The organism is Stenotrophomonas sp. AR029 (genome assembly GCF_047520695.2).
GTDB classification, from domain to species: Bacteria; Pseudomonadota; Gammaproteobacteria; order Xanthomonadales; family Xanthomonadaceae; genus Stenotrophomonas; species Stenotrophomonas sepilia.
Map to the genome: position 1 here is coordinate 133,327 of NZ_JAXBQQ020000001.1, position 24,253 is coordinate 157,579.

The 24,253-nt window shown below is 67.2% G+C and carries 23 protein-coding genes and 1 tRNA gene; 13 read left to right on the forward strand and 11 right to left on the reverse strand.

From position 1 onward, the window contains the following. Positions 1-13: 13 nt before the first annotated feature. Together ACM0PB_RS00680 and ACM0PB_RS00685 are read left to right on the forward strand one after the other, a co-directional pair. A complete protein-coding gene (locus ACM0PB_RS00680) occupies positions 14-2,767 on the forward strand; it encodes a UvrD-helicase domain-containing protein (RefSeq protein WP_414604769.1) in 2,754 nt (917 codons plus the stop codon). Positions 2,768-2,818: 51 nt separating this feature from the next. After that, positions 2,819-3,280 (forward strand): DUF6713 family protein, encoded by a 462-nt coding sequence (locus ACM0PB_RS00685; RefSeq protein WP_231109099.1) that lies wholly within the window; start codon positions 2,819-2,821, stop codon positions 3,278-3,280. 43 nt (positions 3,281-3,323) lie between these two features. On the opposite strand, the gene ACM0PB_RS00690 is transcribed toward ACM0PB_RS00685, so the two are convergent. Together ACM0PB_RS00690 and ACM0PB_RS00695 are read right to left on the reverse strand one after the other, a co-directional pair. Further along, a tRNA-Ser gene (locus ACM0PB_RS00690) sits at positions 3,324-3,413 on the reverse strand. 155 nt (positions 3,414-3,568) lie between these two features. Then, positions 3,569-4,561, reverse strand: coding sequence for a LysR family transcriptional regulator (locus ACM0PB_RS00695; protein ID WP_005410175.1), 993 nt, complete (start codon positions 4,559-4,561; stop codon positions 3,569-3,571). A gap of 126 nt (positions 4,562-4,687) precedes the next feature. Here ACM0PB_RS00695 and ACM0PB_RS00700 point away from each other — a divergent pair, with 126 nt between their 5' ends. Together ACM0PB_RS00700 and ACM0PB_RS00705 are read left to right on the forward strand one after the other, a co-directional pair. Next, positions 4,688-5,275 carry an FMN-dependent NADH-azoreductase gene (locus tag ACM0PB_RS00700; protein WP_180883927.1) on the forward strand — a complete coding sequence of 196 codons (588 nt, stop codon included), beginning with the start codon at positions 4,688-4,690 and terminating at the stop codon, positions 5,273-5,275. A 137-nt stretch (positions 5,276-5,412) separates the two neighbouring features. Further along, positions 5,413-5,763 (forward strand): SH3 domain-containing protein, encoded by a 351-nt coding sequence (locus ACM0PB_RS00705; protein ID WP_414604768.1) that lies wholly within the window; start codon positions 5,413-5,415, stop codon positions 5,761-5,763. A gap of 141 nt (positions 5,764-5,904) precedes the next feature. On the opposite strand, the gene serS is transcribed toward ACM0PB_RS00705, so the two are convergent. After that, positions 5,905-7,185 (reverse strand): serine--tRNA ligase, encoded by a 1,281-nt coding sequence (gene serS, locus ACM0PB_RS00710; protein WP_164092730.1) that lies wholly within the window; start codon positions 7,183-7,185, stop codon positions 5,905-5,907. A gap of 113 nt (positions 7,186-7,298) precedes the next feature. Here serS and ACM0PB_RS00715 point away from each other — a divergent pair, with 113 nt between their 5' ends. Beyond that, entirely contained in the window at positions 7,299-7,937 is a 639-nt protein-coding gene (locus ACM0PB_RS00715; RefSeq protein ID WP_005417291.1) for an energy transducer TonB, read from the forward strand. Positions 7,938-8,056: 119 nt separating this feature from the next. Further along, positions 8,057-8,629, forward strand: a complete 573-nt coding sequence (locus ACM0PB_RS00720; protein ID WP_069139846.1) for an energy transducer TonB — start codon at positions 8,057-8,059, stop codon at positions 8,627-8,629. A gap of 186 nt (positions 8,630-8,815) precedes the next feature. Here ACM0PB_RS00720 and aroA read toward each other — a convergent pair whose 3' ends face one another. The 4 genes from aroA to ACM0PB_RS00740 form a co-directional block, all read right to left on the reverse strand. Then, the gene (aroA, locus tag ACM0PB_RS00725; RefSeq protein WP_005417295.1) at positions 8,816-10,123 is read right to left on the reverse strand and encodes a 3-phosphoshikimate 1-carboxyvinyltransferase; all 1,308 of its coding nucleotides are present in this window, start codon (positions 10,121-10,123) and stop codon (positions 8,816-8,818) included. A gap of 76 nt (positions 10,124-10,199) precedes the next feature. Beyond that, positions 10,200-11,399, reverse strand: coding sequence for a prephenate dehydratase (gene pheA, locus ACM0PB_RS00730; protein ID WP_049414995.1), 1,200 nt, complete (start codon positions 11,397-11,399; stop codon positions 10,200-10,202). A gap of 51 nt (positions 11,400-11,450) precedes the next feature. Continuing rightward, complete coding sequence (gene serC / locus ACM0PB_RS00735) at positions 11,451-12,536, reverse strand: 3-phosphoserine/phosphohydroxythreonine transaminase (protein ID WP_005417298.1); 1,086 nt, start codon at positions 12,534-12,536, stop codon at positions 11,451-11,453. Between the two features lie 223 nt (positions 12,537-12,759). Beyond that, a complete protein-coding gene (locus ACM0PB_RS00740) occupies positions 12,760-13,566 on the reverse strand; it encodes an FHA domain-containing protein (protein ID WP_032954286.1) in 807 nt (268 codons plus the stop codon). Between the two features lie 125 nt (positions 13,567-13,691). Between ACM0PB_RS00740 and ACM0PB_RS00745 the strand changes: the two genes are divergently transcribed. From ACM0PB_RS00745 to ACM0PB_RS00755, 3 genes are all read left to right on the forward strand, one after another. Next, the gene (locus ACM0PB_RS00745; RefSeq protein WP_005417302.1) at positions 13,692-13,967 is read left to right on the forward strand and encodes a polyhydroxyalkanoic acid system family protein; all 276 of its coding nucleotides are present in this window, start codon (positions 13,692-13,694) and stop codon (positions 13,965-13,967) included. An 81-nt stretch (positions 13,968-14,048) separates the two neighbouring features. Then, entirely contained in the window at positions 14,049-14,540 is a 492-nt protein-coding gene (locus ACM0PB_RS00750) for a phasin family protein (protein ID WP_414604900.1), read from the forward strand. Between the two features lie 236 nt (positions 14,541-14,776). After that, on the forward strand, positions 14,777-15,781 hold the full coding sequence (locus ACM0PB_RS00755; protein ID WP_065186168.1) for a restriction endonuclease: 1,005 nt from the start codon (positions 14,777-14,779) through the stop codon (positions 15,779-15,781). 167 nt (positions 15,782-15,948) lie between these two features. Here the strand turns inward: ACM0PB_RS00755 and ACM0PB_RS00760 are convergent, their stop codons facing one another. From ACM0PB_RS00760 to ACM0PB_RS00775, 4 genes are all read right to left on the reverse strand, one after another. Next, complete coding sequence (locus tag ACM0PB_RS00760; protein ID WP_005417308.1) at positions 15,949-16,341, reverse strand: type II toxin-antitoxin system HicB family antitoxin; 393 nt, start codon at positions 16,339-16,341, stop codon at positions 15,949-15,951. Positions 16,342-16,349: 8 nt separating this feature from the next. Next, positions 16,350-16,532 carry a type II toxin-antitoxin system HicA family toxin gene (locus ACM0PB_RS00765; protein WP_081280897.1) on the reverse strand — a complete coding sequence of 61 codons (183 nt, stop codon included), beginning with the start codon at positions 16,530-16,532 and terminating at the stop codon, positions 16,350-16,352. A gap of 94 nt (positions 16,533-16,626) precedes the next feature. Next, a complete protein-coding gene (hutC, locus tag ACM0PB_RS00770) occupies positions 16,627-17,355 on the reverse strand; it encodes a histidine utilization transcriptional repressor HutC (protein ID WP_005417312.1) in 729 nt (242 codons plus the stop codon). A gap of 28 nt (positions 17,356-17,383) precedes the next feature. Continuing rightward, positions 17,384-18,754 carry a formimidoylglutamate deiminase gene (locus ACM0PB_RS00775; RefSeq protein WP_414604901.1) on the reverse strand — a complete coding sequence of 457 codons (1,371 nt, stop codon included), beginning with the start codon at positions 18,752-18,754 and terminating at the stop codon, positions 17,384-17,386. A 67-nt stretch (positions 18,755-18,821) separates the two neighbouring features. On the opposite strand from ACM0PB_RS00775, the gene hutI reads away from it, so the two are divergent. Genes hutI through hutU form a run of 4 tightly spaced genes read left to right on the forward strand, consistent with a single transcriptional unit; the run spans position 18,822 to position 24,098 of the window. Continuing rightward, complete coding sequence (gene hutI, locus ACM0PB_RS00780; protein WP_414604902.1) at positions 18,822-20,045, forward strand: imidazolonepropionase; 1,224 nt, start codon at positions 18,822-18,824, stop codon at positions 20,043-20,045. Continuing rightward, on the forward strand, positions 20,042-21,583 hold the full coding sequence (hutH, locus tag ACM0PB_RS00785; protein ID WP_414604903.1) for a histidine ammonia-lyase: 1,542 nt from the start codon (positions 20,042-20,044) through the stop codon (positions 21,581-21,583). The genes hutI and hutH overlap by 4 nt, the downstream gene beginning before the upstream one ends. Then, positions 21,580-22,434 carry an N-formylglutamate deformylase gene (hutG, locus tag ACM0PB_RS00790; protein ID WP_005417319.1) on the forward strand — a complete coding sequence of 285 codons (855 nt, stop codon included), beginning with the start codon at positions 21,580-21,582 and terminating at the stop codon, positions 22,432-22,434. The genes hutH and hutG overlap by 4 nt, the downstream gene beginning before the upstream one ends. Continuing rightward, entirely contained in the window at positions 22,431-24,098 is a 1,668-nt protein-coding gene (gene hutU / locus ACM0PB_RS00795) for a urocanate hydratase (protein ID WP_065186172.1), read from the forward strand. Before hutG ends, hutU begins: the two co-directional genes overlap by 4 nt. The last annotated feature ends 155 nt before the right edge of the window (positions 24,099-24,253 follow it).

The following is a 24,253-nucleotide window of genomic DNA, read 5'->3' on the forward strand; positions in this document are numbered from 1 at the left end:
TATCTGGATGTCTATGGAATGGCGCCCCTCGGTCTGGGGCCAGCGTGCCACCCGCTCGCCGGACTGGCAGTTGCGGCTGGATGGCGAACAGCTCGCGCTTTTGATCGACGGCAGGCAATACCACCAGCATGTGGCGAACGAACACAGCGTGCGGGTCGTTCGCGGCGTGCTCTGGTCCCGGGTCGAACTGACGACCGAGCACGGTGAAGCACTGTCCGTGGATGGGCTGCCGAACAGCCAGGGCTCCCGGCTTGCCGCTGCCGTTCAGCACGTGCTTTTCGCGCGCTCCAGACGAGGGCGCAAGGCACTGTTTGAGCACGTTCTGGCGCAGATCCAGGCGTGGCTGGCCGAGGCAGATGCGCTTACCGACCGAGGCACCACCGGCCGCCGCTGGATCACGTACGAACAGCAGCAGGCGTTGCTGGCCGAACGCCCGTCCCTGCCCCTCCCGTCAGCCGAGCTGGAGCAGCTGTTCCTCGACGAGGAGGTGCATGACGACCTGCACTCGGACCGCCACCGCATGGCACTGGATGCACTGCACGACTGGCAGCTGGATTGGCCCGCCATGTGGGCGGACGCCAATGAGGCAATGGCGACCCGTGAACTGGGTCTGGCCAAGCCCTTCCTGGACCGGGTCGAGAGCAGGCCGCTGACCGCGGAGCAGGCCCGCGCCGTCATCTGCTTCGACAACCGGGTGCAGGTCGTGGCCGCGGCCGGCTCTGGCAAGACCTCCACGATGGTTGCCAAGGCCGCCTATGCCATCGATCGCGGCTTCGTGGAGCCCGAACGGATCGTGATGCTCGCCTTCAACAAGGACGCCGCCAAGGAGCTGGAAGAGCGCGCGCAGCGATGCTTCGACCGGCTCGGCATGGGCGACACCGTGGTGGAAGCCCGGACCTTCCACGCCCTGGGCCTGTCCCTCATCGCCAAGGCCACAGGGCGCAAGCCCGATATCCCGGAATGGGCGGTCGACGCAACGCTGGGCTTCAACAAGCTGGCCGAACTGGTGGACGACCTGAAGGACCGTTCGACCCACTTCCGCACCCAGTGGGACATGTTCCGCCTGGTGTTCGGACGCGATCTGCCGCCGTTGGGTGCCGACATGATGGCCGATGGTTACGACCGCGATGGCACACCCTACATACGTACACTGCAGGGTGAGCGGGTGAAGAGCCTGGAAGAGTGCGTCATCGCCGACTGGCTGTTCTACAACGGAGTGGCGTACGACTACGAGCGGCGCTACGAGTTCGATACCGCGACGGATACCCACCGCCAGTATCGTCCGGACTTCTACTATCCGGACGCCCGGCTGTATCACGAGCACTTTGCGCTGGATGCCGATGGCCATCCGCCGAAGCACTTTGCCAACTACAGCGAAGGGATGCACTGGAAGCGGCAGCAGCATGCGGCACGCGGCACCGCACTGGTCGAAACGACGTCGTTCGGCCTGCGCAGTGGACAGGCCCTGCAGCATCTTGCCGAGCGGCTGGGTGCGTCTGGTGTCGAACTCGACCCGCACCCGGACCGCGAGCTGCCTGACCAGGGCGCCAAGCCGATGCCGGATGCAGACCTGATTGGCCTGATGCGCACCTTCATTGCGCATGCCAAGAGCAACTGCCTGACGCTGGATGACATGGCGGCGCGCCTGCGGCAGATGCCCGAGGATCAGTTCAAGGAACGCTACCGGCGCTTCCTGGAGATCGCCGGGCCGGTTTTCCAGGCCTGGGACAACGCGCTGGCTGACGAGCGCAGCATCGACTTCGAGGACATGCTCAACATGGCCGCCGGGCTGCTGGAACAGGGCCACTATGAATCACCCTACGATCTGGTGATGGCCGACGAATTCCAGGATGCCTCGCGCGCCCGTGCGCGCCTCTGCCGTGCGCTGGTCAGCCAACCGGGCCGCTATCTGTTTGCGGTGGGCGATGACTGGCAATCGATCAATCGCTTCGCTGGCGCCGACGTTTCGGTGATGACCGGATTCCGTGAATGGATGGGGCATGGCCAGGTGCTGAAACTGGAGCAGACGTTCCGCTGCCCGCAGGCACTGTGCGACGTCTCCAGCCGCTTCATCAGCCGCAACCCCGCGCAGATGGCCAAGAAGGTCCGCTCTGCTGCGCCGGCAGTCGGCCCGGTGCTGCAGGCGTTCCAGATGAACCGGCGTGAGGAGGTGCAGGATGGCGTTCGCCAGTACCTTTCGAAGCTGCACCAGCAACTGTTGTCAGGCGCGGTGGCGCAGGGCCGCAATGGACGCGTGACGGTCTTTGTTCTGGGGCGGTATCGCGCGGATCGCGGTGCAGTGCCTTCGGATTGGAAGACGGCCTTTGGCAGCACGATGGACGTCGAGTTCCTGACCGCACATCGATCGAAGGGGCGCGAGGCGGACTACGTGATCCTGCCGGGCATGATCAACCGCAGCTTCCCGAACCTGCGCGCGGATGACCCGGTGCTTTCGCTGGCGATGCCGGACGGCGATACCTATCCGCTGAGCGAAGAACGGCGCCTGTTCTATGTCGCGCTGACGCGTGCGCGACGGTCGGTTGCGATGTTCACCCTGCAGGGCAGGCACTCGCCATTCCTGGATGAGCTGGTGAAGGACGGGGCCGTAGAAGTGACCGCGATTTCAGGCGCGGCCATCCACGAAGAGCGCTGCCCGGTGTGCAAGGTGGGCGTGTTCGTGGACCGCAATGGGCCGCATGGGGCGTTCCGGTCGTGCTCGAGTTACCCGTTGTGCCATAACAAGCCGAAGGGTGAGCGTCGTGGGTGAGCGTATTCTCTGCGCTTTCCTGGCGATGTGCGCACTGCCCTCACCGTCACCGTGAGCTTCGCCCAGGCGGAGATCGACTACTCACTCCGGCTGCTAGACTTTGCCGACATTCAAATGGACGACCCCATGGAACGGTGGTATCTGGCAACACTGCTGGCGTTGGTCCTGCACCAGATTGATGCAGCGTTCTGGCACGAGTGGGCCCTGTTCGGCGTTCCCGGCGGCATCCAGGGGTTTCTGGCTTTCAACCTGATCGCTGTGGGCGCCCTGCTGCATGGCTATCGCCAGGTTGTGCTGGCCAAGCCCTCCGCGCGGGCGTATGCCAGCCTGTGCGGGACAGTTGGCGCCGGCACCGCCATGATTCATGTGGGCTTCGCCGCGGCCGGTCGTGACGAGTTCCTGCTTCCGCTCTCCATCGCAACGCTGGCGGCCTGCCTCGTGGCCGGCGTCGGGCTCCTCATGCAAGGCCGCCGTGCTACCCCGGCTCGCGTGCAGATCGATGGCGTGGACTGACGAGACGAAAAAGCCCCTGAATCCAGGGGCTCTTTGAATCAACTGGCGGAGAGAGTGGGATTCGAACCCACGGAAGGTTTGACCCTTCGCCGGTTTTCAAGACCGGTGCCTTAAACCGCTCGGCCATCTCTCCAATCGGGTCCCGGTCGCCCGGGCAGCGCCGTATTCTCGCACGTGACGGGCATTTGCCCAAGACCACCATGCCCCTGCCCTCCGCATCCGGCACGGTGGGGCCTTCGCCGTAGAACAGCAACGCCGGACATCGCCCGGCGCTGCCTTCAAGACCTCTCAGCCGGCATCCACCGCCAGCGCACCCAGCGCACTGGCCTTGATCCGCTCCTTGGCCTTTTCACAGGCGCCACCGCAATCCAGGCGCGAGGCCTCCAGCTGCGGCGGCAGGTGCTCGGCCAGGAAGTCGATGAACACGCGCACCGCCGGCAGCAGGCCGCGGCGCGAAGCGAACACGGCGTGACACACGCCCTGCGGCAGCGACCAGTCCGGCAGCACCACTTCCAGCTCGCCGTTGCGCACGGCGTCGGCGCACACGGTCTCCGGCAGCATGGTGATGCCGAAACCGTCCTTCACCATGCTCTGCAGCAGCGGGAAGTCGAAACCAGCCACGCGCGGCTGCAGGTCGACCCGGCGCACTTCGCCTTCCGGGCCATGCAGTTCCCAGCGCTGGCGGGCTTCGTCTTCGCTGATGCTGAGGGTGACATGCTGGGTGAGCTCTTCCGGGTCCTTGGGGCGGCCGGCGCGGTCCAGGTATTTGGGGCTGGCCACCAGCAGTTCCTGCACCTGGCCGAAGCTGCGCATCACCAGGCTGCCGTCGTCGTCCAGGCGCGAACGCACGCGCAGGGCGACGTCGTAGCCTTCATTGATGATATCCACGCGGCGGTTGCTGATGTTCAGCTGCAGCCGCACCTTCGGGTACTGCTCAAGGAACTTGGGCAGCAGCTTGGGAAGCTGCATCTGCGCCAGTGACACCGGCACGCTGGCGCGCACCACGCCGCGCGGCTCCGCGCTGAGGCGGTCCACCACTTCGCGGGCGGCCTGGGCCTCGGCCAGCATCGTCTGCGCATGGCGATGCACGCTGGTGCCGACATCGGTGACCGCGAAACGGCGCGTGGAGCGCTGCAGCAGGCGTACGCCCAGGTCGGTTTCCAGCTGGCTGATGCGGCGGCTCAGGCGCGACTTGGGAATACCCAGTGCGCGCTCGGCGGCGGCGAATCCGCCGTGGTCGACCACCATCGCGAAGTAATACAGGTCATTCAGGTCATGCATACCCGAGTTCCATATCTAGAACAATACGTGGCATTCAATCACCTTTATCCCGCCTTTGCAACAACCTATCGTTCTCTCCGTCGGCGGGGCCCCCCGCCCCTTCCTCCCAGAACACAGGTGACTGCCATGAAGCTTCTGCATCTCGACGCCAGCGTGCTTGGCGACAACTCCGTCTCGCGCCAGCTGTCGGCCGCCGTGGTCGCCCGCTTCGCCAGCCAGATTGATGGCCTGCAGGTCGATTATCGCGATCTTGACGCCAATCCGGTACCGCATCTGCGCAGCAGCTCGCTGGCCAGGACCGACGCGGCCGAGGCGACCGATGCTGAACAGGTGATGCAGCAGTTCCTGGACGCCGACATCGTGGTGATCGGCGCGCCGATGTACAACTTCAGCATTCCGTCCACGCTGAAGGCCTGGATCGACCGCGTGGCCGTGGCCGGCCGCACCTTCAAGTACACCGAGAACGGCCCGGTGGGCCTGGCCGGTGGCAAGCGGGTGATCATCGCCAGCAGCCGTGGCGGCATCTACACCGACTCGCCGGCCGACTTCCAGGAGCCGTTCCTGCGCCAGGTGTTCGCCTTCATGGGCATCAACGAGGTCGAATTCGTGCGCGCCGAGGGCATCGCCTATTCGCCGCAGCACCGTGAAGACGCCATTGCCGGTGCACTGGCGGCACTGCCGTCGCACGAAGCGGCCGAAGCCGTCGCTGCGTAACGCGTTCCAACGTTCGGCGCCCCTCTCTCCTCGTCTGGGCGCTGAACGCGGGCCGGGATCCCCTCCCCCATCCCGGCCCACCCTGGCGGCCCCGCAATGCGGGGCCGTCTTCTTTTGCGACGCGCTAGGCTGGGGGCATGAACTACATCGTGACGGCTGCGCACCGCAGCGAATTTCCCCAACCGATCACCCTTCGCCGTGGCCAGGCGCTGGTGGTGGGCGAACGTTATGAAGGCCCGGAGGGCTGGGACGACTGGTTCCTGTGCCGAGCCGAAGGGCAGCAGCCCGGTTTCGTGCCGGCGCCGGTGATCGGTCACGATGCGCAGGGTGACGCCTATGCCACGGAGGATTACTGCGCGCGGGAGCTGGATGTGGATCCCGGGCAGATCTTGCGCGGGCTGCGCCCCCTCAATGGCTGGGCGTGGTGCGTGCCGGAGACCGGCGAACCGGGATGGGTACCGCTGGAGAAGCTGCGCGCTGTGGAGTGATCGCGGGGGTTCATCCACGCATGGCGTGGATCTACTGGGGCATCGTTGAATTCATTCCCGGCGCGTGCAACATCCTCAAGTAGATCCACGCCATGCGTGGATACGGTGCCATGCAAGCATGGCACCCACCCAGCCAGAGAATCAGGCGATGGTTTCCAGGCCGCCCATGTACGGGCGCAGGGCCTCCGGCACGGTGATGCTGCCGTCGGCGTTCTGGTAGTTCTCCATCACCGCGATCATCGCGCGGCCAACCGCCACGCCCGAGCCGTTCAGGGTATGCACCAGCTCAGGCTTGCCGGTGGCCGGGTTGCGCCAGCGCGCCTGCATGCGGCGGGCCTGGAAGTCACCACAGTTCGAGCACGAGGAGATCTCGCGGTAGGTCTCCTGCGACGGAAGCCAGACTTCCAGGTCGTAGGTCTTGATGGCCGAGAAGCCCATGTCGCCGGTGCACAGCAGCACCTTGCGGTACGGCAGGCCCAGCTTTTCCAGCACTACTTCGGCACAGCGGGTCATGCGCTGGTGCTCGGCGTCGCTGTCTTCCGGGCGGCTGATCGAGACCAGCTCGACCTTCTCGAACTGGTGCTGGCGGATCATGCCGCGCACGTCGCGGCCACCGCTGCCGGCCTCGGCACGGAAGCACATCGAGTGGGCGGTCATGCGCAGCGGCAGGCGCTCGGCGTCGACGATCTCGTCGCGCACGATGTTGGTCAGCGGCACTTCCGAGGTCGGGATCAGGTACCGCGTGGAGTCGCCCACGGCGGTCTTGAACAGGTCGTCCTCGAACTTCGGCAGCTGGCTGGTGCCACGCAGCGAATCGGCGTTGACCAGCAGCGGCACGTTGGTTTCCTCATAGCCGTGCTCACCGGTGTGCAGGTCGACCATGAACTGGGCCAGCGCACGGTGCAGGCGCGCGATCGGGCCGCGCAGTACGGTGAAGCGCGAGCCGGACAGCTTGGCCGCGGTCTCGCCGTCCAGCCAGCCGTTGCGCGCACCCAGCTCAACGTGGTCGAGCACCTTGAAGTCGAACTGGCGCGGAGTACCCCAGCGCGCCTGCTCGACATTGTCGTTCTCGTCGGCACCGGCCGGCACGTCATCGGCCGGCAGGTTCGGAATCCCCATAGAGATCGCTTCGATCTTCTCGCGCAGCTCGTCCAGCGCCACTTCCGAGGCCTTCAGCTCGTCGGCGAATGCAGCGACCTCGGCCATGATGGCCGACACGTCCTCGCCCTTGGCCTTGGCCTGGCCGATAGCCTTGGAACGGCTGTTGCGCAGGCTCTGCAGCTCCTGGGTACGCACCTGGATGCGCTTGCGATCGGCCTCCAGGGACTCCAGGGCAGACACGTCGAGCTCGAAGCCGCGGCTGGTGCGCAGGCGTTCGGCGAGGTCGGCGGGCTGGTGGCGGAGCAGGGCTGGATCAAGCATGGCAGGTGTCGTGGTGGGTATCAGGGATGGGATTATCGCTTGTTATACGGATTTCTGCCGCCCGGTTCATTCCCGCCGTGGCAGAATCGGGGCATTCCGTACTGGTCCGGTCCATGTCTGCACCCCGCTCGTCGTCCGCCAAGTCGTTTACCGTGCATATCCCGCGCAACGCCCTGAAGATCGCGGGCATCGCCTTCGGCGTGGGCGTGCTGCTGTTCGTGCTGGTCTGGTACACCGGTCGCGACAAGGAATTCTTCCGCGCCGACCCGGCCGCACAGACCCCGCAGGAGACGGCGCAGGTGGAACCGCTGCCCGAACCGCTGGCTGCGGCCGCCGGTTCCAGCGACATGCCCGATGCCAAGCCGGCCCCGGTCGAGGAGGAAGCCCCGAAGCTGGTCGAAACCCCGCCGCCACCGCCGGCGCCCGTCGCTGAAGCGGCCCCGGTCGCACCGGCCCCGGCGCCGGCTGCCACAGGCAACAGCCAGCCGATGCCGATCGCCGGCCAGTCGCCTCCACCGGCCTACCCGGCCGCCGCGCTGCGCGCCGGCGAGACCGGCAGCGTGGTGGTGCGCGTGGACGTGGATGCCACCGGCTATCCGAACAATGCCACGGTGATCCAGCGCAGCGGCTCACGCGAGCTCGACCGTGCCGCGACCGATGCGGTGCGCCGCTGGCGCTTCACCCCGGCGCAGAGCAACGGCCAGGCCGTACCGGGCAGCATTGAAGTGCCGTTCGACTTCAAGACCCAGTAACTGAACGTTTCCCGGCAGGCAAACTGAACCCTGCCGGTCGCGTTGACGCAACGCTGACACTTCCCGCCACTGGCCCGCGCAACACTCTCCCCGTCGTCCATTGACGGAAGGAGTTTGCGATGACCGCCACCACCCACGAAGACCTTCATTCGCCGCAGCTGCAGCAGGACGCCAGCGAACAGCACAAGCCCACGTCGCCCTGGATGTGGATCGCGCTGATCGTGGCGATGTTTGCCGCCGCGCTGCTCTGGCTGCGTCACTCGAACCAGGAAGACGTGGCGCCGGCACCGGTCGGCGAGCGCATGCTGCCCGCGCCCGAGCAGGCGCCGGTCGCCGATGTACAACAGCCTGCGGCCCGCCAGGCCGCAGCGGCCGGCAACCAGCGCAAGGCCCCCCCTGCCGTACGCAATCGCGAGGCACGCCCGCTGGCAGGCAACAGCAAGCCGACCTACCCCGCTGCCGCGCTGCGCAATGGCGTGCAGGGCAGCGTGGTCGCCAGCCTGAATGTCGATGCCCGCGGCCAGGTCACCAATGCTGCGATTGTTTCGCGCAGCGGCGAGCGCAGCCGTGACCTGGATCGTGCGGTGCTGAGCGCCGTGCAGAACTGGAAGTTCCAGCCGGCGATGCATGAAGGCCGTGCAGTGGCCAGTGTGGTGCGGGTCCCGGTGGATTTCCGTACCGGACAGCGTTGATCGCGGACGAGGGGTTCGTGATGTTTAGACGGAGGCTTCGGCCTCCGTCCTTTTATGCGGAGAAGCGTGCCGACCAAGGTCGGCACCTACCGGGCGATGTGAGCGCGCCGACCGAGGTCGGCACCTACCGGACAGGGGGCGCGTGCCAACCATGGTTGGCACCTACCGGAAAACCTGATCGGCCGATCAGGCCAGGTTGAAGCCGGCGCTGCGTGCCAGGCCGTCGAAGTCCGGGAAGGAGGTGGCGACGTTGGCGATGTCGTTGATGCGCACTTCGCCGTCGCTGATCTGGCCGGCAATGGCAAACGCCATGGCAATACGGTGGTCACCGTGGCTTTCGATGGTGCCACTCCCCAGCCGAACGCCGCCGTGCAGGGTGGCGCCGTCTTCGGTCTCGTCCACCTGCATGCCCAGCGCACGCAGGCCGGTGGCCATCGCCGCAAGGCGGTCGGATTCCTTCACTCGCAGTTCGGCCGCACCGCTCACCACGGTCTGGCCCTCGGCGGCCGCGGCGGCCACGAACAGCGCCGGGAACTCGTCGATCATGTCCGGCACCAGTTCTTCCGGAATGCGTGCGCCCTTCAGCGGGGCGTAGCGCACCACCAGGTCGGCCACCGGTTCACCGCCCTGTTCTGCCGGGTTCTCTTCGCTGATGTCCGCACCCATCAGGCGCAGCGCATGCAGCAGGCCAGTGCGACGCGGATTCAGGCCGACCTGCTTCAGGCGCAGCTCGGAACCGGGAATGATGCTGGCGGCGACCAGGTAGAACGCGGCCGAAGAGAAATCGGCGGGTACCACGATATCCGTGGCGCGCAGGCGCTGGCCACCGCGCAGGCGGGCCTTGCCCGGCGAAAACGCGATGTCCACGCCGAATGCGGACAACATGCGCTCGGTGTAGTCGCGGGTCGGGTGCGGTTCGGTCACGCTGGTTTCGCCCTGCGCATACAGCCCGGCCAGCAGCACCGCCGACTTGACCTGCGCACTGGCCACCGGCGAGGCGAAATCGATGCCGTGCAGCGCTTGGCCACCATGCACGTGCAGCGGCGGCGTGCCGTCGTCCTGGGTGTCGATCCTTGCGCCCATCTGCGACAGCGGGCCGGTCACGCGGCGCATCGGTCGGCCGGACAGCGATTCATCGCCGATCAGCGTGCAGTCGAAGGCCTGGCCTGCCAGCAGGCCCGCCAGCAGGCGCATGCCGGTACCGGCATTGCCGCAGTCCAGCGGTGCCTGCGGTGCTTTCAGGCCGTCGATACCCACCCCATGCACGATGCGCTGCGACGGGCTGGGGGTTTCGATGCGCACCCCCAGCTGGCTGAAGATGCGCGCGGTGGCGCGGGTGTCTTCGCCTTCCAGGAAGCCTTCGATGTGCGAGGTGCCATCGGCCAGCGCGGCAAACATCACCGAGCGGTGCGAGACCGACTTGTCGCCGGGAATGGTCAGGCTGCCCTGCAGCGGCTGGCCCTTGCGGGCAATCCAGTGTTGCGCGTTGCTCATCGTTCGATCATTCCGTAAACACCGGCAGCGCCGGCGATGCATCAGGGAGCGGCGGCTGTTGCCGCCACAGCAGCACTCAGGGCACGGCCACCGGATAGGAGCCCAGCACCTTGATCTGCGCCGAGTGCGCTTCCAGTTCGGCCAGCGCGGCCTGCATCGGCGCGTCGTCGATATGGCCGGCCAGGTCGATGAAGAAGCCGTACTCCCACTTGCCGTGGTGTGACGGCCGCGACTCGATTCGGTTCATGCTGATGCCGTGGCGGGCGAACGGGCTGAGCACGTCGAACAGCGCACCGGGCTTGTCATGGATGAACACCAGCACCGAGGTGCGGTCGTGCCCGGAGGTCGGGAAAATGTTGCGACCCACCACCAGGAAGCGGGTGGTGTTGTCGGCATCGTTCTGGATCGGCTTGGTGACCACCTTCTTCAGGCCGTACACGTGGCCTGCACTCTCGCCGCCGATGGCCGCCGCGTCGTCGGCGTTGCGCGCACGACGCGCGCCTTCGGCGTTGCTCGACACCGGAATCTTCTCGGCCTTCGGCAGGTTGGCGCGCAGCCACGCCGAGGTCTGCATGAACGACTGCGGATGCGCGTAGATGCGCTCGATGTCCTCGATGCGGCCGCTGCGCGACATCAGGAACTGCTGCACGCGCAGTTCCACTTCGCCGCAGATCTTCAGGTTGGAGGTCAGGAACATGTCCAGGGTGATCTGGATGGTGCCCTGCCCCGAATTCTCCACCGGCACCACGCCGAAATCGGCGTTGCCCGCTTCCACTTCCTGGAACACCTCTTCGATGCTGGCCATCGGCAGGCCCAGCGCCGAGCGGCCGAAGTGCTTGAGCACGGCCTGCTGGCTGAAAGTACCTTCCGGGCCGAGGTAACCGATCTTCAGCGGCTCCTGCTGGGCCAGGCAGGCCGACATGATCTCGCGGTAGACGTGCACCAGCAGTTCATCGCTGAGCGGGCCTTCGTTGCGGTCCACCACCATGCGCAGCACCTGCGCTTCGCGCTCGGGGCGGTAGTAGTCGACGGCGGCGGCGAGCTTGCCCTTGGCCTTGCCGACCTGGTGGGCGAAGCGCGCGCGCTCGGCGATCAGGCTCTGGATGTCGCGGTCGATCTGGTCGATCTTCGAGCGCACATCGGCCAGCGCCAGCGGCGCCAGGGTGGGTGCCGGGTTCGAGGTGGCCTTGGCCTTGCCCTTCGCCTTGGTGGGCACGCTGTCCTTGGCCGGTTCGGCCTTCTTCGGCGCCTTCTTGCTGGATTTGCTGCTTGCCATCGGAATTCCTTGTTGCGGGGCACGCACCCGACGGTGCGCGCCGTTCATTGCTCAGCCGTGACGCTGCTGGAAATCGGCCATGAAGGCGACCAGCGCCTCGGCCCCGGCCAGCGGCATGGCGTTGTACAGCGAGGCACGGATGCCACCGACGACCTTGTGCCCCTTCAGCGCCAGCAGGCCAGCGGCCTTGGCCTCGGCCACGAAGCGGGCATCGAGATCGGCATCGGGCAGGAAGAACGGGATGTTCATCCGCGAACGGGCCGCGTGTGCAACCTCATTGCGGTAGAAGCCGCCGGAACCGTCGATGGCGCCGTACACCAGCGCGGCCTTGGCGGCATTGCGCCTGGCGAACTCGGCCACGCCGCCCTCGGCCAGCATCCACTTGAACACCAGGCCGGCCAGGTACCAGTTCCAGGTTGGCGGGGTATTGAGCATCGAATCGCGGGCGACATGCGAGCGGTAATCGAAGATGTCCGCGCGTGGCTGGCCACTGCGCTCGAGCAGGTCGCGGCGGATGATCATCACCGCGATGCCGACCGGGCCCAGGTTCTTCTGCGCGCCGGCATAGATCACGCCGTAGCGGCGCACGTCCAGCGGCTCGCTGGCGATGGACGAGCTGAAGTCGGCGATCAGCGGAACGTTGCCGGTGTCGGGCACATCACGGAACTCGACGCCGTGGATGGTCTCGTTGGCGGTGATGTGCACGTAGGCGGCATCGGGTGACAGCTGCCAGTCGGCGCGCGGCGGCAGCGTGCGATAGCCATCGGCCTCGCTGCTGGCGGCGATGTTGACGTCCACGTAGACACCGGCCTGCCTGACCGCGGTCTTGCCCCAGTGGCCACTGACCACGTAGTCGGCACGCTGGCCGGGGGCGGCGAAGTTCAGCGGGATCAACGCCTGCTGGGTGGTGGCACCACCGGACAGGAACAGCACCGCGTAGTCTTCGGGGATATCGAGCAGGCGACGCAGGTCGGCCTCGGCCTCGGCGGCCACGGACATGAATTCCGCGCCGCGATGGCTCATTTCCACGATCGAAGCGCCGGACCCGTGCCAGTCCAGCATTTCCGCCTGCGCCTGGCGCAGGACCGATTCCGGCAAGGTCGCAGGGCCGGCACTGAAGTTGAACGCGCGCGTCATGTCACACCTGTGGGGCAAGACCCCTAGTATGCCGCAGTGCACCAGCCTTGCGGCCTTGTGCGGCAAGGGAAATTTGGTTTCATCGGAATCCATCGGCAACGCGACCAGGTAGTGCCGGCCGCTGGCCGGCAACCTAACGGATTCGGGGCGGCGGTTGCCGGCCGCTGGCCGGCAACCGCCGCCCCGAATCCGTTAGGTTGCCGGCCAGCGGCCGGCACTACCGTCAGCGCGCGCCGAACCAGAGCAGCAGGCTGAGCAGCGCGGCCAGCAGCAGCGCACTGACCAGCAGCCACGGCCAGCGCCGCACCCTGCGCGGCGCGGCCGGCAGCACCGGCGCCTGTTCCACGTCCTCGCCCGACTCGTCCTCGACCGGCAACGACCGTCGGCGCGGATCATGCGGCACTTCCAGCACGAAACGGTGCTGGCCATCGAACACCACCTGGTCGCCGGCCTGCAGCCAGCAATGGCGCACGGCCACGCCATTGACGCGGGTGCCGTCGGCACTGCCGAGATCGCGCAGCAGCACGCGTTCGCCGTGCACTTCCACGCGGGCATGCTGCTCGGCAAAAGCCGGGTCATCGATGGCGATGTCGGCCTCGTTGCCACGCCCGATCAGGCGGGCCCGCGACAGGGTGAAGCTGCGGCCATGATGGAGACCGCCGACACCGCGCAGCAGCCGCTGCTGCTCGTCGCTGCCATCTTCGGCTTTCGGCGCAGGCGCCTGCAGCAGGCTTTCGACCTCGCCCTGCAGGACCATCTCCACGCCATCCACATACACCGCATCGCCTGCACGCAGCAGGGCCATCCGGCGTACCGGGCGACCGTTGACGTGGACGCCGCGGATGCCGTTGCCGACCTGCAGCCAGAGGCCGCGATCATCCATGCAGAACTGGGCCAGCAGCAGTGCGCCGTGGCCAGGATCTCCGAGCCGCACGCTGCCGTTGGCCTGGCGCACGATGCGCTGCACCCCGGGCCGCAAGGGCTGGTCGGGCTGTTGTTGTTGACTGAAGTGAACAAGCAGGTTCTGCACGCGGCGCAGCCTAGCAGGTTGGTCGCCAACGAAGAAGAACCCACGATGAGTGCTTGGCGCGGCGGCCCTTGATGCGCACAATGCTTGCCCTCTTCGACCATCCCCGCCCTGCGCCAGGAGCCTGCATGTCCACCATCGATGTCCGCCACGCCCACGCCCTGCCCGATGCACAGGCGCGCGCCGCGATCGAACAGGTCGCTGCCAAGCTGTCCGAGCGCTTTGGCCTGAAGTCGTCCTGGACCGCCGACGTACTGAACTTCTCCGGCAGCGGCGTGGACGGTGCGATCGAACTGCAGCCGGGTGCCGTGCGCGTAACCGCCAAGCTGGGCTTCCTGCTGTCGGCGATGAAGGGCATGGTCGAAGGCGAGATCCAGCGCGTGCTGAAGGAAAAGCTGGGCTGAACTCTGGCGGCGGCCGTCACGGCCGTGCAACGCCGGTGCGCGCTACTCTCGGGGGCAGGCCCAACTCCCACGGGAAGTGCGATGAACCACTACGAGAACGACGACCGCCGCAACGACGATGCCTCTTTCAGTGACCAGGCCGAGCGCTTCTCGCGCAAGCTGAGCGATTCGGCCCAGCAGGTCTGGCTGGCCGGGTTGGGTGCGCTGGGTCGCGCCCAGGCCGAGGGCAGCCGCTTCTTCGACGGCCTTGTGAAGGAAGGCGAAGCCTGGGAAGCCCGCCGCCGTGAACGCAACGGCGACCAGGGCCCGGGCTGGCGTGACAATGTCGAGACCTCGCTGGACGAGGCCCGCGAGAAGGCCTCCGGCACTTGGAACAAGGTCGAGAAGGCCTTCGATGACCAGGTGCAGGGCGTACTCAAGCGCCTGCATGTACCCACCGCCGACGAAGTGACCGCGCTGGAGGCGCTCATTGATGCCCTGCACGCGCGCTTGGCCAAGCTGGAAAACCGCGCCGCGTCCGGCACCGATGCCCCTGCTCCGGGCAGCCATCAGTCACCGGACAGGGTGCCCTGACCACGATTGTTGCAATGCAATAAAAATTGATTGACAATCGCGAGCAACCCGCCAATCGCTTCGGCTGCCGTTTGTTCCCTCCCCTCACGGCTTCAGGATTGGCGGGTTTTTCGTGCCCGCTGTACGCCGATCTGCGCGCTCCATCACGCTTTCTGTCAGGAACATCCTGACCCGGCCAGGCACGGCGACCTTTACACTGTCGTTCTCCGCTTTCGCCCCTTCCGCCCTACTCCTGCATGCTCCCCTGGATCCTGGCCCTGCTGTCGGCCCTGCTTAGCTGTTTCCTGGCCGTTATCTATCTGTGGTGGGTCAAGCGGCGGCAGAAGGAGATGCAACTCGGCCTGCAGGCCCTGGCGGGCATGCATTGGCGCGAATTCTCCGTTCTGGTCAAGCGCATGCTGCGCGAACAGCGCGGCCTGCGTGAACTGATCGATCCGGCGGAAGAAGCCCGCGAGCCAAGCAGCGATTTCATGCTCAGCGATGGCCCCAACCACTGGCTGGTGTCGTGCAAGCATGGCCTGGCCTACCGCATCGGCACCGCCGCAGTGAACGAGCTGGGTGCGGCCGCGCGCCTGGCCGGCGCCAAGGGCGGCGTGCTGCTGACCGAAGGCCGCATCGAGCGCGACGGCCGCAGCGCCGCCGAGAAGCAGGCGGTTGAAGTGCTGGACGGCCCGCGCCTGTGGCCATTGCTGCAGCCTTACCTGCCCGGCGACATCGAAGCGCGCGTGCGCGCCAGCGCCCGGCACGAAGCGCTGCGCCGCATCGCCATCGCCGCACTGGGTTCGGCAACGCTGGGGCTGCTGGTTGGCCTGGGCCTGCAGGGCCTGCGTGTGGAAGAGGCCGCGCCGGTTGCTGCAGCGTCGGTGGTGGCGACGCCTTCAACCGCGCCTGCGGCGGAACCTGCTGGCACCGCGGCAGTGCTCCCGGCCGCCTCTTCACCCGCGGCTGCCGTCGCCCCGGCGGCCGACCCGCGCAGCAACCCCAATCCGGATGCAGCCACGCTGGATCGCTACCAGGCCGATCTGGCCCGCGCCCTGGCCGGCAAGCCCGGCATCGCCAGCGGTGTCTGGCTGACCCGGCAGACGCTGGCGATCAACCGCACCGGTGAACTGGAAAAGGTCTGGCCGCAGGTCTGTGAGGAAGTGCTGCACTACCCTGCCCTGCGCAACGTGCGCATCCAGCTCAATGCCCGCCCTGGCGTGGATGAGCCGGTGCGCTGGCGGCAGTGCGCCACGTATTGATGGGGACCAACAGCCACGCATGGCGTGGACCTACTGAATCCCGACACACGAATCTCTGGTAGATCCACGCCATGCGTGGATGCCTTTGCAGAGTCGAGCCACGCTCGACTCATCACGCAACGCGCGAACAGCAGCCGACCATGGGCTGGGCTCTACAGGGCGCCCGCTCAGCCCAATGCTGCGAGATGGGCGATGTAACTGGAGCGGGATTCGCCGGCCGCCCTGGCCTGCGCATCCAGCCTGGCCAGGATGCGACGCGGCAGGCTGATGTTGACCCGTTCGATGGTGTCGTCCAGCAGAGATGGATCAATGCAGATGTAGGCAAGAATCCAGGCCGTACCACTGGGAGCCTCGGCGACGATCTTCTGTGGCGCAGAAGGACTGGGAATCGAGCGCCCCTCATCCAGGGCCGCATCGATCCAGGCAAGCGCAGACTCCTCGGCCGCGCTGAGTGCATCGTCAAGCGTGTCGGCTGCCGAGAAGCACCCCGGCAGATCGGGAACGATGACCCCCCACGCGGTGCGTTCATCGCCGGCCTCAATCAAGACTGGATAGCGCATGGGACCTCCTACGTCAGTCCTGCGAGCTTCCGCAACGCCTGAACCAGCCCCTTGCCCAGATCCTTTCTGGGGTGAGGCACGGTGATGATGCGAGGCCACTGCGGGTGCACGAATACATGATGGGATCCGCGAATCCTGCAACAGGTCCAACCTGCCGCCTCCAGATCCCGGATGAGGTCCCTGCTCTTCATGCAGGGACGATACACATCGTACACACGCACCAACAGAGTTCAAGACGACAGCCGTACCGGACCAGTAGATCCACGCCATGCGTGGATGGAATCCCTAGCGAGCGCCCGGCGCGAAGCGCGCAACCAGGTCCCAGGCATCCCCCAGGAACACCTGCCGCACGCGGGTGATCGGCTGTTCACCGCGCCAGGTCAGGCGCTCGATCACCAGGCAGGCGGTGCCCGGTTTCACGTCCAGCAGCCTGGCCGTGGCGGTGTCCGCACCCCAGGCACTGATGCGATGCTGCGCGCGCGTCCAGGACACGTTCTGCAGCAACCAGCTGCCCGGCGCGGTGGTACTGAAATCGACTTCCAGCACCTCGGGCACCCCCACCGGGCTGATCAGCCGATGCTCCAGCGCCAGCGGACGGCCATCGGCCAGGTGCAGGCAGCGCATCGCCAGCAGCTTCTCGCTGCCGGCCAGCTCCACTTCACCGGCATTGCCGGCGTCGGCCAGGCGCAGCTCGCGCTGCAGCAGGCGGTACGCGTACTGATGGCCGCGCGAACCGACCTCCATCGCGATATCGGGAATCTCCAGCGCTACCTGCTCCAGGTGCGGCGGCTGACGCGCCACGAATGAACCCGCACGACGGCGGCGTTCGATCATGCCGCTCTCGGCCAGTGCGGTCAGCACCTTGTTCACCGTCATCCGCGAGCAGCCGTACTGCTCCATCAGCTCGTGCTCGTACGGAATCCGGAAGCCCGGCGCCCACTCTCCACTGAGGATGCGGCTTTCCAGATCGCTGCGGATACGCTGGTTGAGCGTGGCGGACTTGCTGGCCTTCACGTAATGGGGTCTCGGTAGCGGGAGGCGATCAGCCCAGCACGCCACGCAGGGCGGCGGCGAAGGCGGTGGTGATCGCCTCGCGCTGCAGGTGGCGGCCCTCGGCCACGCATTGGCGGCCATGGCGCCAGACCGATCGCAGCGCGCCATTACGTGCGGCGAACACCCAGCTGTCAAGCCATGCGTCATCCTGTCGCGCCTGCAGCGCCGGGTGCGCGGCGTCCAGTTCGACCAGGTCGGCACTGGCACCGACCTGCAGGCCAGCGGCCACGCCCAGGGCCTGTGCGCCACCGAGCAGGGCGCCTTCAAACAGGAAGCGGCCGGTGCTGCGGGTGGCATCCGGCGCCAGCACGTTGCGACCGCGCAGGGTCAGGCGCTGGCCGTATTCGAGCAGGCGCAGCTCTTCGGCCGCGTTGATCAGCACATTGGAATCGGAGCCGATGCCGAAGCGCCCGCCCTCGCGCGCAAAGGCCTGCATCGGGAACAGGCCGTCGCCCAGGTTGGCTTCGGTGATCGGGCACAACCCGGCCACGGCACGGCTGGCCACGATGGCCGCGCGCTCGTCATCGGTGATGTGGGTGGCATGCACCAGGCACCAGCGCGCATCCACCGGCGCATGGTTGTACAGCCACTGCACCGGCCGCTGGCCGCTCCAGGCCAGGCAGGCCTCGACTTCGCGCACCTGCTCGGCGATATGGATATGCACCGGGCCGTCGGTGAGCGGCAGCAGCGCGCCCAGTTCCTCGCCGGTAACCGCGCGCAGGCTGTGCGGGGCGATGCCAAGCACCGCATCAGGCAGCGCGGCCAACGCCGGCTTGGCGGCATCCAGCAACTGCGCGAGGCCGTCCACGTCGTGGATCAGGCGTCGCTGCGCGGGGTTCGGCGGCGCCCCGCCGAAATCGGCATGGGCATAGAACACCGGCAGCAGGGTCAGGCCGATACCGGTCTGGTCGGCAGCGGCGGCAATCCGCGCGCTCATCTCGGCGCGGTTGGCATAGGCATGGCCATCGGCGTCGTGGTGCAGGTAATGGAATTCGCCGACGCGGGTGAAGCCGCTTTCCAGCATTTCCATGTAGGCCTGGGCGGCGATGGCCTGCACCGCGTCCGGACGCAGGTGGGCCAGGAAGCGGTACATCAGCTCGCGCCAGCTCCAGAAGCTGTCACCGTCACCGCCGCCGATCTCGGTCAGGCCAGCCATGCCGCGCTGGAAGGCATGGCTGTGCAGGTTGGGCAGGCCCGGCACCAGGATGCCGACGCGGGTGTCACCGCCCTGCGCGGCCTGCCCCTTGCTGATTGCCGTGATGCGACCGTCCTGTACCTGCAGGCGGACATCACGGGCCCAGCCATCGGCCAGGAGGGCGTGGGCGGCATGGAAACAGTGCGGGGAACGCGAATCGGACATGGCTGGACAACCCGAAATGGACACCTATATTGTATAGACATATAAGCATAGCCGCGTTGTGGATGCCATGCACGTCGATACCCTCTGGTCCAACGTCCACCTGATCACCCTCGATGGCGAGGGCCTGGGTGTCATCCGCGATGGCGTACTGGCCTGCGCCGAGGGCCGCATCGTCCACGTCGGCCCGGCCGGCAGCGATGCCCAGCTGCAGCCGACCACCCGCATCGATGGCGAAGGCCGCTGGATCTCGCCGGGCCTGATCGACTGCCACACCCACCTGGTCTACGCCGGTAACCGCGCCAACGAATTCGAGCAACGCCTGCAGGGCGTGAGCTATGCCGAGATCGCCCGTGCCGGCGGCGGCATCGTCTCCACCGTGCGCGCCACCCGCGCTGCCACGCCCGAGCAACTGGCCAGCGAGAGCCGCCCGCGCCTGCTGGCGATGCGCGCCGAAGGCGTGACCACGATCGAGATCAAGTCCGGCTACGGCCTGACCCTGTCCGACGAACGCAAGCAGCTGCAGGTTGCACGCACGCTGGGCGAGCAATGCCGGGTCAACGTGGTGACCACCTTCCTCGGTGCACACGCGATTCCGCCGGGCCGCGAGGCACAGGAGTACACCGACGAGGTGTGCGAGGTGATGATTCCGGCCATTGCTGCCGAAGGCCTGGCCGAAGCGGTGGACGTGTTCTGCGAGAACATCGCCTTCTCGCCCGCGCAGGCGCGGCAGGTATTCGAGGCCGCCCGCGCGAACGGACTGGCGTTGAAGATCCACGCCGAACAGCTGAGCAACCAGCACGGTGCCGAGCTGGCGGCCAGCTTCGGTGCACTGTCGGCCGACCATATCGAACATCTGGACGATGCCGGGATCGCCGCGATGGCCGCTGCCGGTACCGTCGCCGTGCTGCTGCCCGGTGCTTTCTATTTCACCCGCGATACCACCCTGCCGCCGATCGCCGCGCTGCGTGCGGCCGGCGTGCCGCTGGCGCTGGCCACCGACAGCAATCCGGGCACCTCGCCGCTGACCAGCCCGCTGCTGGCGATGAACATGGGCGCGACCCTGTTCCGCCTGACCGTGGACGAGTGCATCGCCGGCTTCACCCGTGAAGCAGCGCGCGCGCTCGGCCATGGTGAGCGCATCGGCCGCCTCGCCGTCGGCATGGACTGTGACCTGGCGATCTGGGACATCGACGCCCCTGCCGACCTGGTCTATCGCATTGGATTCAACCCGCTGCACGCGCGCGTGATGCGCGGACAGCCCGACCTGCCTGCCTCCTGGAGCAACACATGAGCAACACCCTGGTTCTTCGCCCCGGCCATGTCACTCTCGCCCAATGGCGGCAGGTCTATCGCGGTGCGCCGCTGTCGCTGGACCCGGTCGCGCTGCCGGTGGTGCGCGCCAGTGCTGCGGCGGTGGCCGCCATCGTCGCCAAGGGCGCACCGGTGTATGGCATCAACACCGGCTTCGGCAAGCTGGCCAGCGTGCGCATCGAGCGCGAAGACCTGGCCACCCTGCAGCGGAACATCGTGCTCTCGCATGCCGCCGGCGTGGGCGAGCCGATGCCGGCCAGCGTGGTGCGGTTGATGATGGCGCTGAAGCTGGTCAGCCTGGCGCAGGGCGCATCGGGCATCCGCGAGGAAACCCTGCTGCTGCTCGAAGCGATGCTGGTCAAGGGCGTATTGCCCGTAGTGCCGGCACAAGGCTCGGTGGGTGCCTCGGGCGATCTGGCGCCGCTCTCGCACCTGGCCAGCGTGATGCTGGGCGTCGGCGAAGCCTTCATCGGTGACGAGCGCGTGCCGGCGGTCGATGCGCTGGCACGTGCCGGCCTGCAGCCGATCGAACTGGGCGCGAAGGAAGGCCTTGCGCTGCTCAATGGCACGCAGTTCTCCACCGCCTACGCGCTGGCCGGCCTGTTCGAGATCGAGACCGTGTTCCAGGCCGCACTGGTCACCGGCGCGCTGTCGGTGGAAGCGGCCAAGGGCTCGGACACGCCGTTCGACCCGCGCATCCACGCCATCCGCGGCCAGCGCGGGCAGATCGCCACCGCCGCGACGCTGCGCACGCTGATGCAGGGCTCGGAGATCCGAGAATCGCACCGTGACAACGACGTGCGCGTGCAGGATCCGTACTGCCTGCGCTGCCAGCCGCAGGTGATGGGCGCGGCGCTGGACATCCTGCGCCAGGCCGCGACCACGCTGGAAATCGAAGCCAACGGCGTGTCCGACAATCCGCTGGTGTTCACCGATACCGGCGAAGCACTGTCCGGCGGCAACTTCCACGCCGAGCCGGTCGCCTTCGCCGCTGACATGCTGGCGATGGCGGTGTGCGAGATCGGCTCGATCAGCGAGCGCCGCCTGGCGATGCTGGTCGACCCGGCGCTGTCCGGCCTGCCGGCGTTCCTGACCCCGCGCCCGGGCCTGAATTCCGGCTTCATGATTCCGCAGGTGACCGCGGCTGCACTGGTCTCGGAAAACAAGCAGCGCGCCTACCCGGCCAGCGTTGATTCAATCCCGACCTCGGCCAACCAGGAAGACCACGTGTCGATGGCCGCGCACGGTGCGCGCCGCCTGATGCAGATGGCCGAGAACGCCGCCAACGTGATCGGTATCGAACTGCTGGCCGCCGCGCAGGGCTGCGACTTCCACGCCCCGCTGCGCTCCAGTGCCGCGCTGGAAAGCGTGCGCGCCAGCCTGCGTGCGCAGGTGCCGACACTGGAAGAAGACCGCTACTTCCATCCGGACATGGTGACCGCCACGAATCTGGTGCGCAGCGGTGCGCTGGCGCAGGGCCTGGGCGATCTGTTGCCGACCGTGGAACCGCAGGCATGACGACCCTTCCCGAATGGCTGACGGTGCACGAGGGCGACGCCCCACTCATCGTCAGCTTCCCGCATACCGGCAGCGAGCTGCCGCACGACCTGATCGGCGACTACCACTCGCCGTGGCTGGCACGCCGCGACGCCGACTGGTGGGTGCACGAGCTGTACGACTTCGTGCGTGGCATGGGCGCGACCACGGTGCGCTCGGCAATCTCGCGTTCGGTGATCGACCTCAACCGCGATCCCAGCGGCGTGTCGCTGTACCCGGGCCAGAACACCACCGGCCTGTGCCCGCTGACGACCTTCGACAACCAGCCGCTGTACCACGCCGGGCGCGAACCGGACGACGCAGAAATCGCCCGTCGCCGCGACACGTATTTCCTGCCTTACCACGATGCGCTGGCTTCGCAGATCACGCGTCTGCGTGCACGCCACGGCACCGTGGTGGTGTACGACGCGCACTCGATCCGCTCACACATCCCGCATCTGTTCGACGGGGAGCTGCCGCAGTTCAACCTGGGCACCGCTGGCCCGTCCGGCGCACCTGACACGTCCTGCGACAACGCCTTGAGCGACGTGGTGGAGAACCTGCTGAAGATCAGTGGCATGAGCCAGGTGCGCAACGGCCGTTTCAAGGGTGGCTGGATCACCCGCCACTACAGCAACATCGCCGGCGGCGTGCACAGCCTGCAGATGGAGCTGGCCTGCCGCGGCTACATGCACGAACCCCTGCCGGACCAGGTGGACGAGCACAGCTGGCCCACGCCGCTCGACCCCGACCACGCCGCACCGCTGCGCCACACCCTGGCGCAGGTGCTCAATGCCTGCCTTGAATTCGCTACGAACCGGAGCGCCGCATGACCCGCAACGACCCGTCCCGCACCATCGCCGCGCCGACCGGCACCACGCTCAACGCCAAGAGCTGGCTGACCGAAGCGCCGCTGCGCATGCTGATGAACAACCTGCACCCCGATGTGGCCGAGCGCCCGCAGGAACTGGTGGTGTACGGCGGCATCGGCCGCGCCGCACGCGACTGGGAGAGCTTCGATGCCATCGTCGAAACGCTCAAGCGCCTGGACGACGACCAGACCCTGCTGGTGCAGTCGGGCAAGCCGGTGGGCGTGTTCCGCACCCACGCCGATGCGCCGCGCGTGCTGATCGCCAATTCCAACCTGGTACCGCGCTGGGCCAACTGGGACCACTTCAACGAGCTGGATAGGAAGGGCCTGGCCATGTACGGCCAGATGACCGCCGGCAGCTGGATCTACATCGGCGCGCAGGGCATCGTGCAGGGCACCTACGAGACCTTCGTGGAAATGGGGCGCCAGCATTTCGGTGGCGACCTGACCGGGAAGTGGCTGTTCACCGGTGGCCTCGGCGGCATGGGCGGCGCACAGCCGCTGGCCGCCGTGATGGCCGGCGCCTCCTGCCTGGCCGTCGAGTGCCGCAAGAGCAGCATCGACATGCGCCTGCGCACCGGCTACCTGGACACCTGGACCGACAACCTGGACGAAGCGCTGCGCCTGATCGATGAAGCCTGCAAGGCCGGCACGCCGAAGTCGGTGGGCCTGCTCGGCAACGTCGCCGACGTGCTGGCCGAACTGCTCAAGCGCGGCGTGAAGCCGGACCTGCTGACCGACCAGACCTCCGCGCACGACCCGGTGAACGGCTACCTGCCGCAGGGCTGGACCGTCGAGCAATGGGACGAAAAGCGCGTGTCCGCGCCGAAGGAAGTGGAGAAAGCAGCGCGCGCGTCGATGGCCAACCATATCCGCGCCATGCTCGGCTTCCACGCACTCGGCGTGCCGACCGTGGACTACGGCAACAACCTGCGGCAGATGGCGCTGGAAGAAGGCGTGGAGAACGCGTTCGACTTCCCCGGCTTCGTGCCGGCCTACATCCGCCCGCTGTTCTGCCGCGGCATCGGCCCGTTCCGCTGGGCAGCACTGAGTGGCGACCCGGAAGACATCGCCAAGACCGATGCCAAGGTGAAGGAACTGATTCCGGACAATCCCCACCTGCACCGCTGGCTGGACATGGCCGCCGAGAAGATCAAGTTCCAGGGCCTGCCGGCGCGCATCTGCTGGGTCGGCCTGGGTGATCGCGATCGACTCGGACTGGCGTTCAACGAGATGGTCGCCAACGGCGAACTGAAGGCGCCGGTGGTGATCGGACGTGACCACCTGGACAGCGGCAGCGTGGCCTCGCCAAACCGCGAAACCGAAGCGATGGCCGATGGCTCCGACGCGGTGTCCGACTGGCCGCTGCTGAACGCCCTGCTCAACACCGCCAGCGGCGCGACCTGGGTCTCGCTGCACCATGGCGGCGGCGTGGGCATGGGCTTCTCCCAGCATGCCGGCATGGTGATCGTCTGCGACGGTACCGAGGCAGCGGCGAAGCGGATTGGCCGCGTGCTGTGGAACGACCCGGCCACCGGCGTCATGCGCCACGCCGATGCGGGGTATGACATCGCGATCGACTGCGCGAAGGAAAAGGGACTGGATCTACCGGGGATCCTGGGCTGATCGCAGGGGTGCCGGCCAGCGGCCGGCACTACCCGGAAACACCTGTAGAGCCGAGCCATGCTCGGCTCATTTTTCCGGGTGCATGATGCCTGGCCCGAAGGCAGCCGAGCATGGGCTCGGCTCTACATGCCAAGATGCGCCATCACCGCTGATGG

Coding starts and splice junctions, on each gene's coding strand:
- ACM0PB_RS00680 (WP_414604769.1), top strand. CDS start 14: ATGGAATGGCGCCCCTCGGTCTGGGGCCAGCGTGCCACCCGCTCGCCG.
- ACM0PB_RS00695 (WP_005410175.1), bottom strand. CDS start 4,561: ATGCATGACCTGAATGACCTGTATTACTTCGCGATGGTGGTCGACCAC.
- ACM0PB_RS00700 (WP_180883927.1), top strand. CDS start 4,688: ATGAAGCTTCTGCATCTCGACGCCAGCGTGCTTGGCGACAACTCCGTC.
- ACM0PB_RS00705 (WP_414604768.1), top strand. CDS start 5,413: ATGAACTACATCGTGACGGCTGCGCACCGCAGCGAATTTCCCCAACCG.
- serS (WP_164092730.1), bottom strand. CDS start 7,185: ATGCTTGATCCAGCCCTGCTCCGCCACCAGCCCGCCGACCTCGCCGAA.
- ACM0PB_RS00715 (WP_005417291.1), top strand. CDS start 7,299: ATGTCTGCACCCCGCTCGTCGTCCGCCAAGTCGTTTACCGTGCATATC.
- ACM0PB_RS00720 (WP_069139846.1), top strand. CDS start 8,057: ATGACCGCCACCACCCACGAAGACCTTCATTCGCCGCAGCTGCAGCAG.
- aroA (WP_005417295.1), bottom strand. CDS start 10,123: ATGAGCAACGCGCAACACTGGATTGCCCGCAAGGGCCAGCCGCTGCAG.
- pheA (WP_049414995.1), bottom strand. CDS start 11,399: ATGGCAAGCAGCAAATCCAGCAAGAAGGCGCCGAAGAAGGCCGAACCG.
- serC (WP_005417298.1), bottom strand. CDS start 12,536: ATGACGCGCGCGTTCAACTTCAGTGCCGGCCCTGCGACCTTGCCGGAA.
- ACM0PB_RS00745 (WP_005417302.1), top strand. CDS start 13,692: ATGTCCACCATCGATGTCCGCCACGCCCACGCCCTGCCCGATGCACAG.
- ACM0PB_RS00750 (WP_414604900.1), top strand. CDS start 14,049: ATGAACCACTACGAGAACGACGACCGCCGCAACGACGATGCCTCTTTC.
- ACM0PB_RS00755 (WP_065186168.1), top strand. CDS start 14,777: ATGCTCCCCTGGATCCTGGCCCTGCTGTCGGCCCTGCTTAGCTGTTTC.
- ACM0PB_RS00760 (WP_005417308.1), bottom strand. CDS start 16,341: ATGCGCTATCCAGTCTTGATTGAGGCCGGCGATGAACGCACCGCGTGG.
- ACM0PB_RS00765 (WP_081280897.1), bottom strand. CDS start 16,532: ATGAAGAGCAGGGACCTCATCCGGGATCTGGAGGCGGCAGGTTGGACC.
- ACM0PB_RS00775 (WP_414604901.1), bottom strand. CDS start 18,754: ATGTCCGATTCGCGTTCCCCGCACTGTTTCCATGCCGCCCACGCCCTC.
- hutI (WP_414604902.1), top strand. CDS start 18,822: ATGCACGTCGATACCCTCTGGTCCAACGTCCACCTGATCACCCTCGAT.
- hutH (WP_414604903.1), top strand. CDS start 20,042: ATGAGCAACACCCTGGTTCTTCGCCCCGGCCATGTCACTCTCGCCCAA.
- hutG (WP_005417319.1), top strand. CDS start 21,580: ATGACGACCCTTCCCGAATGGCTGACGGTGCACGAGGGCGACGCCCCA.
- hutU (WP_065186172.1), top strand. CDS start 22,431: ATGACCCGCAACGACCCGTCCCGCACCATCGCCGCGCCGACCGGCACC.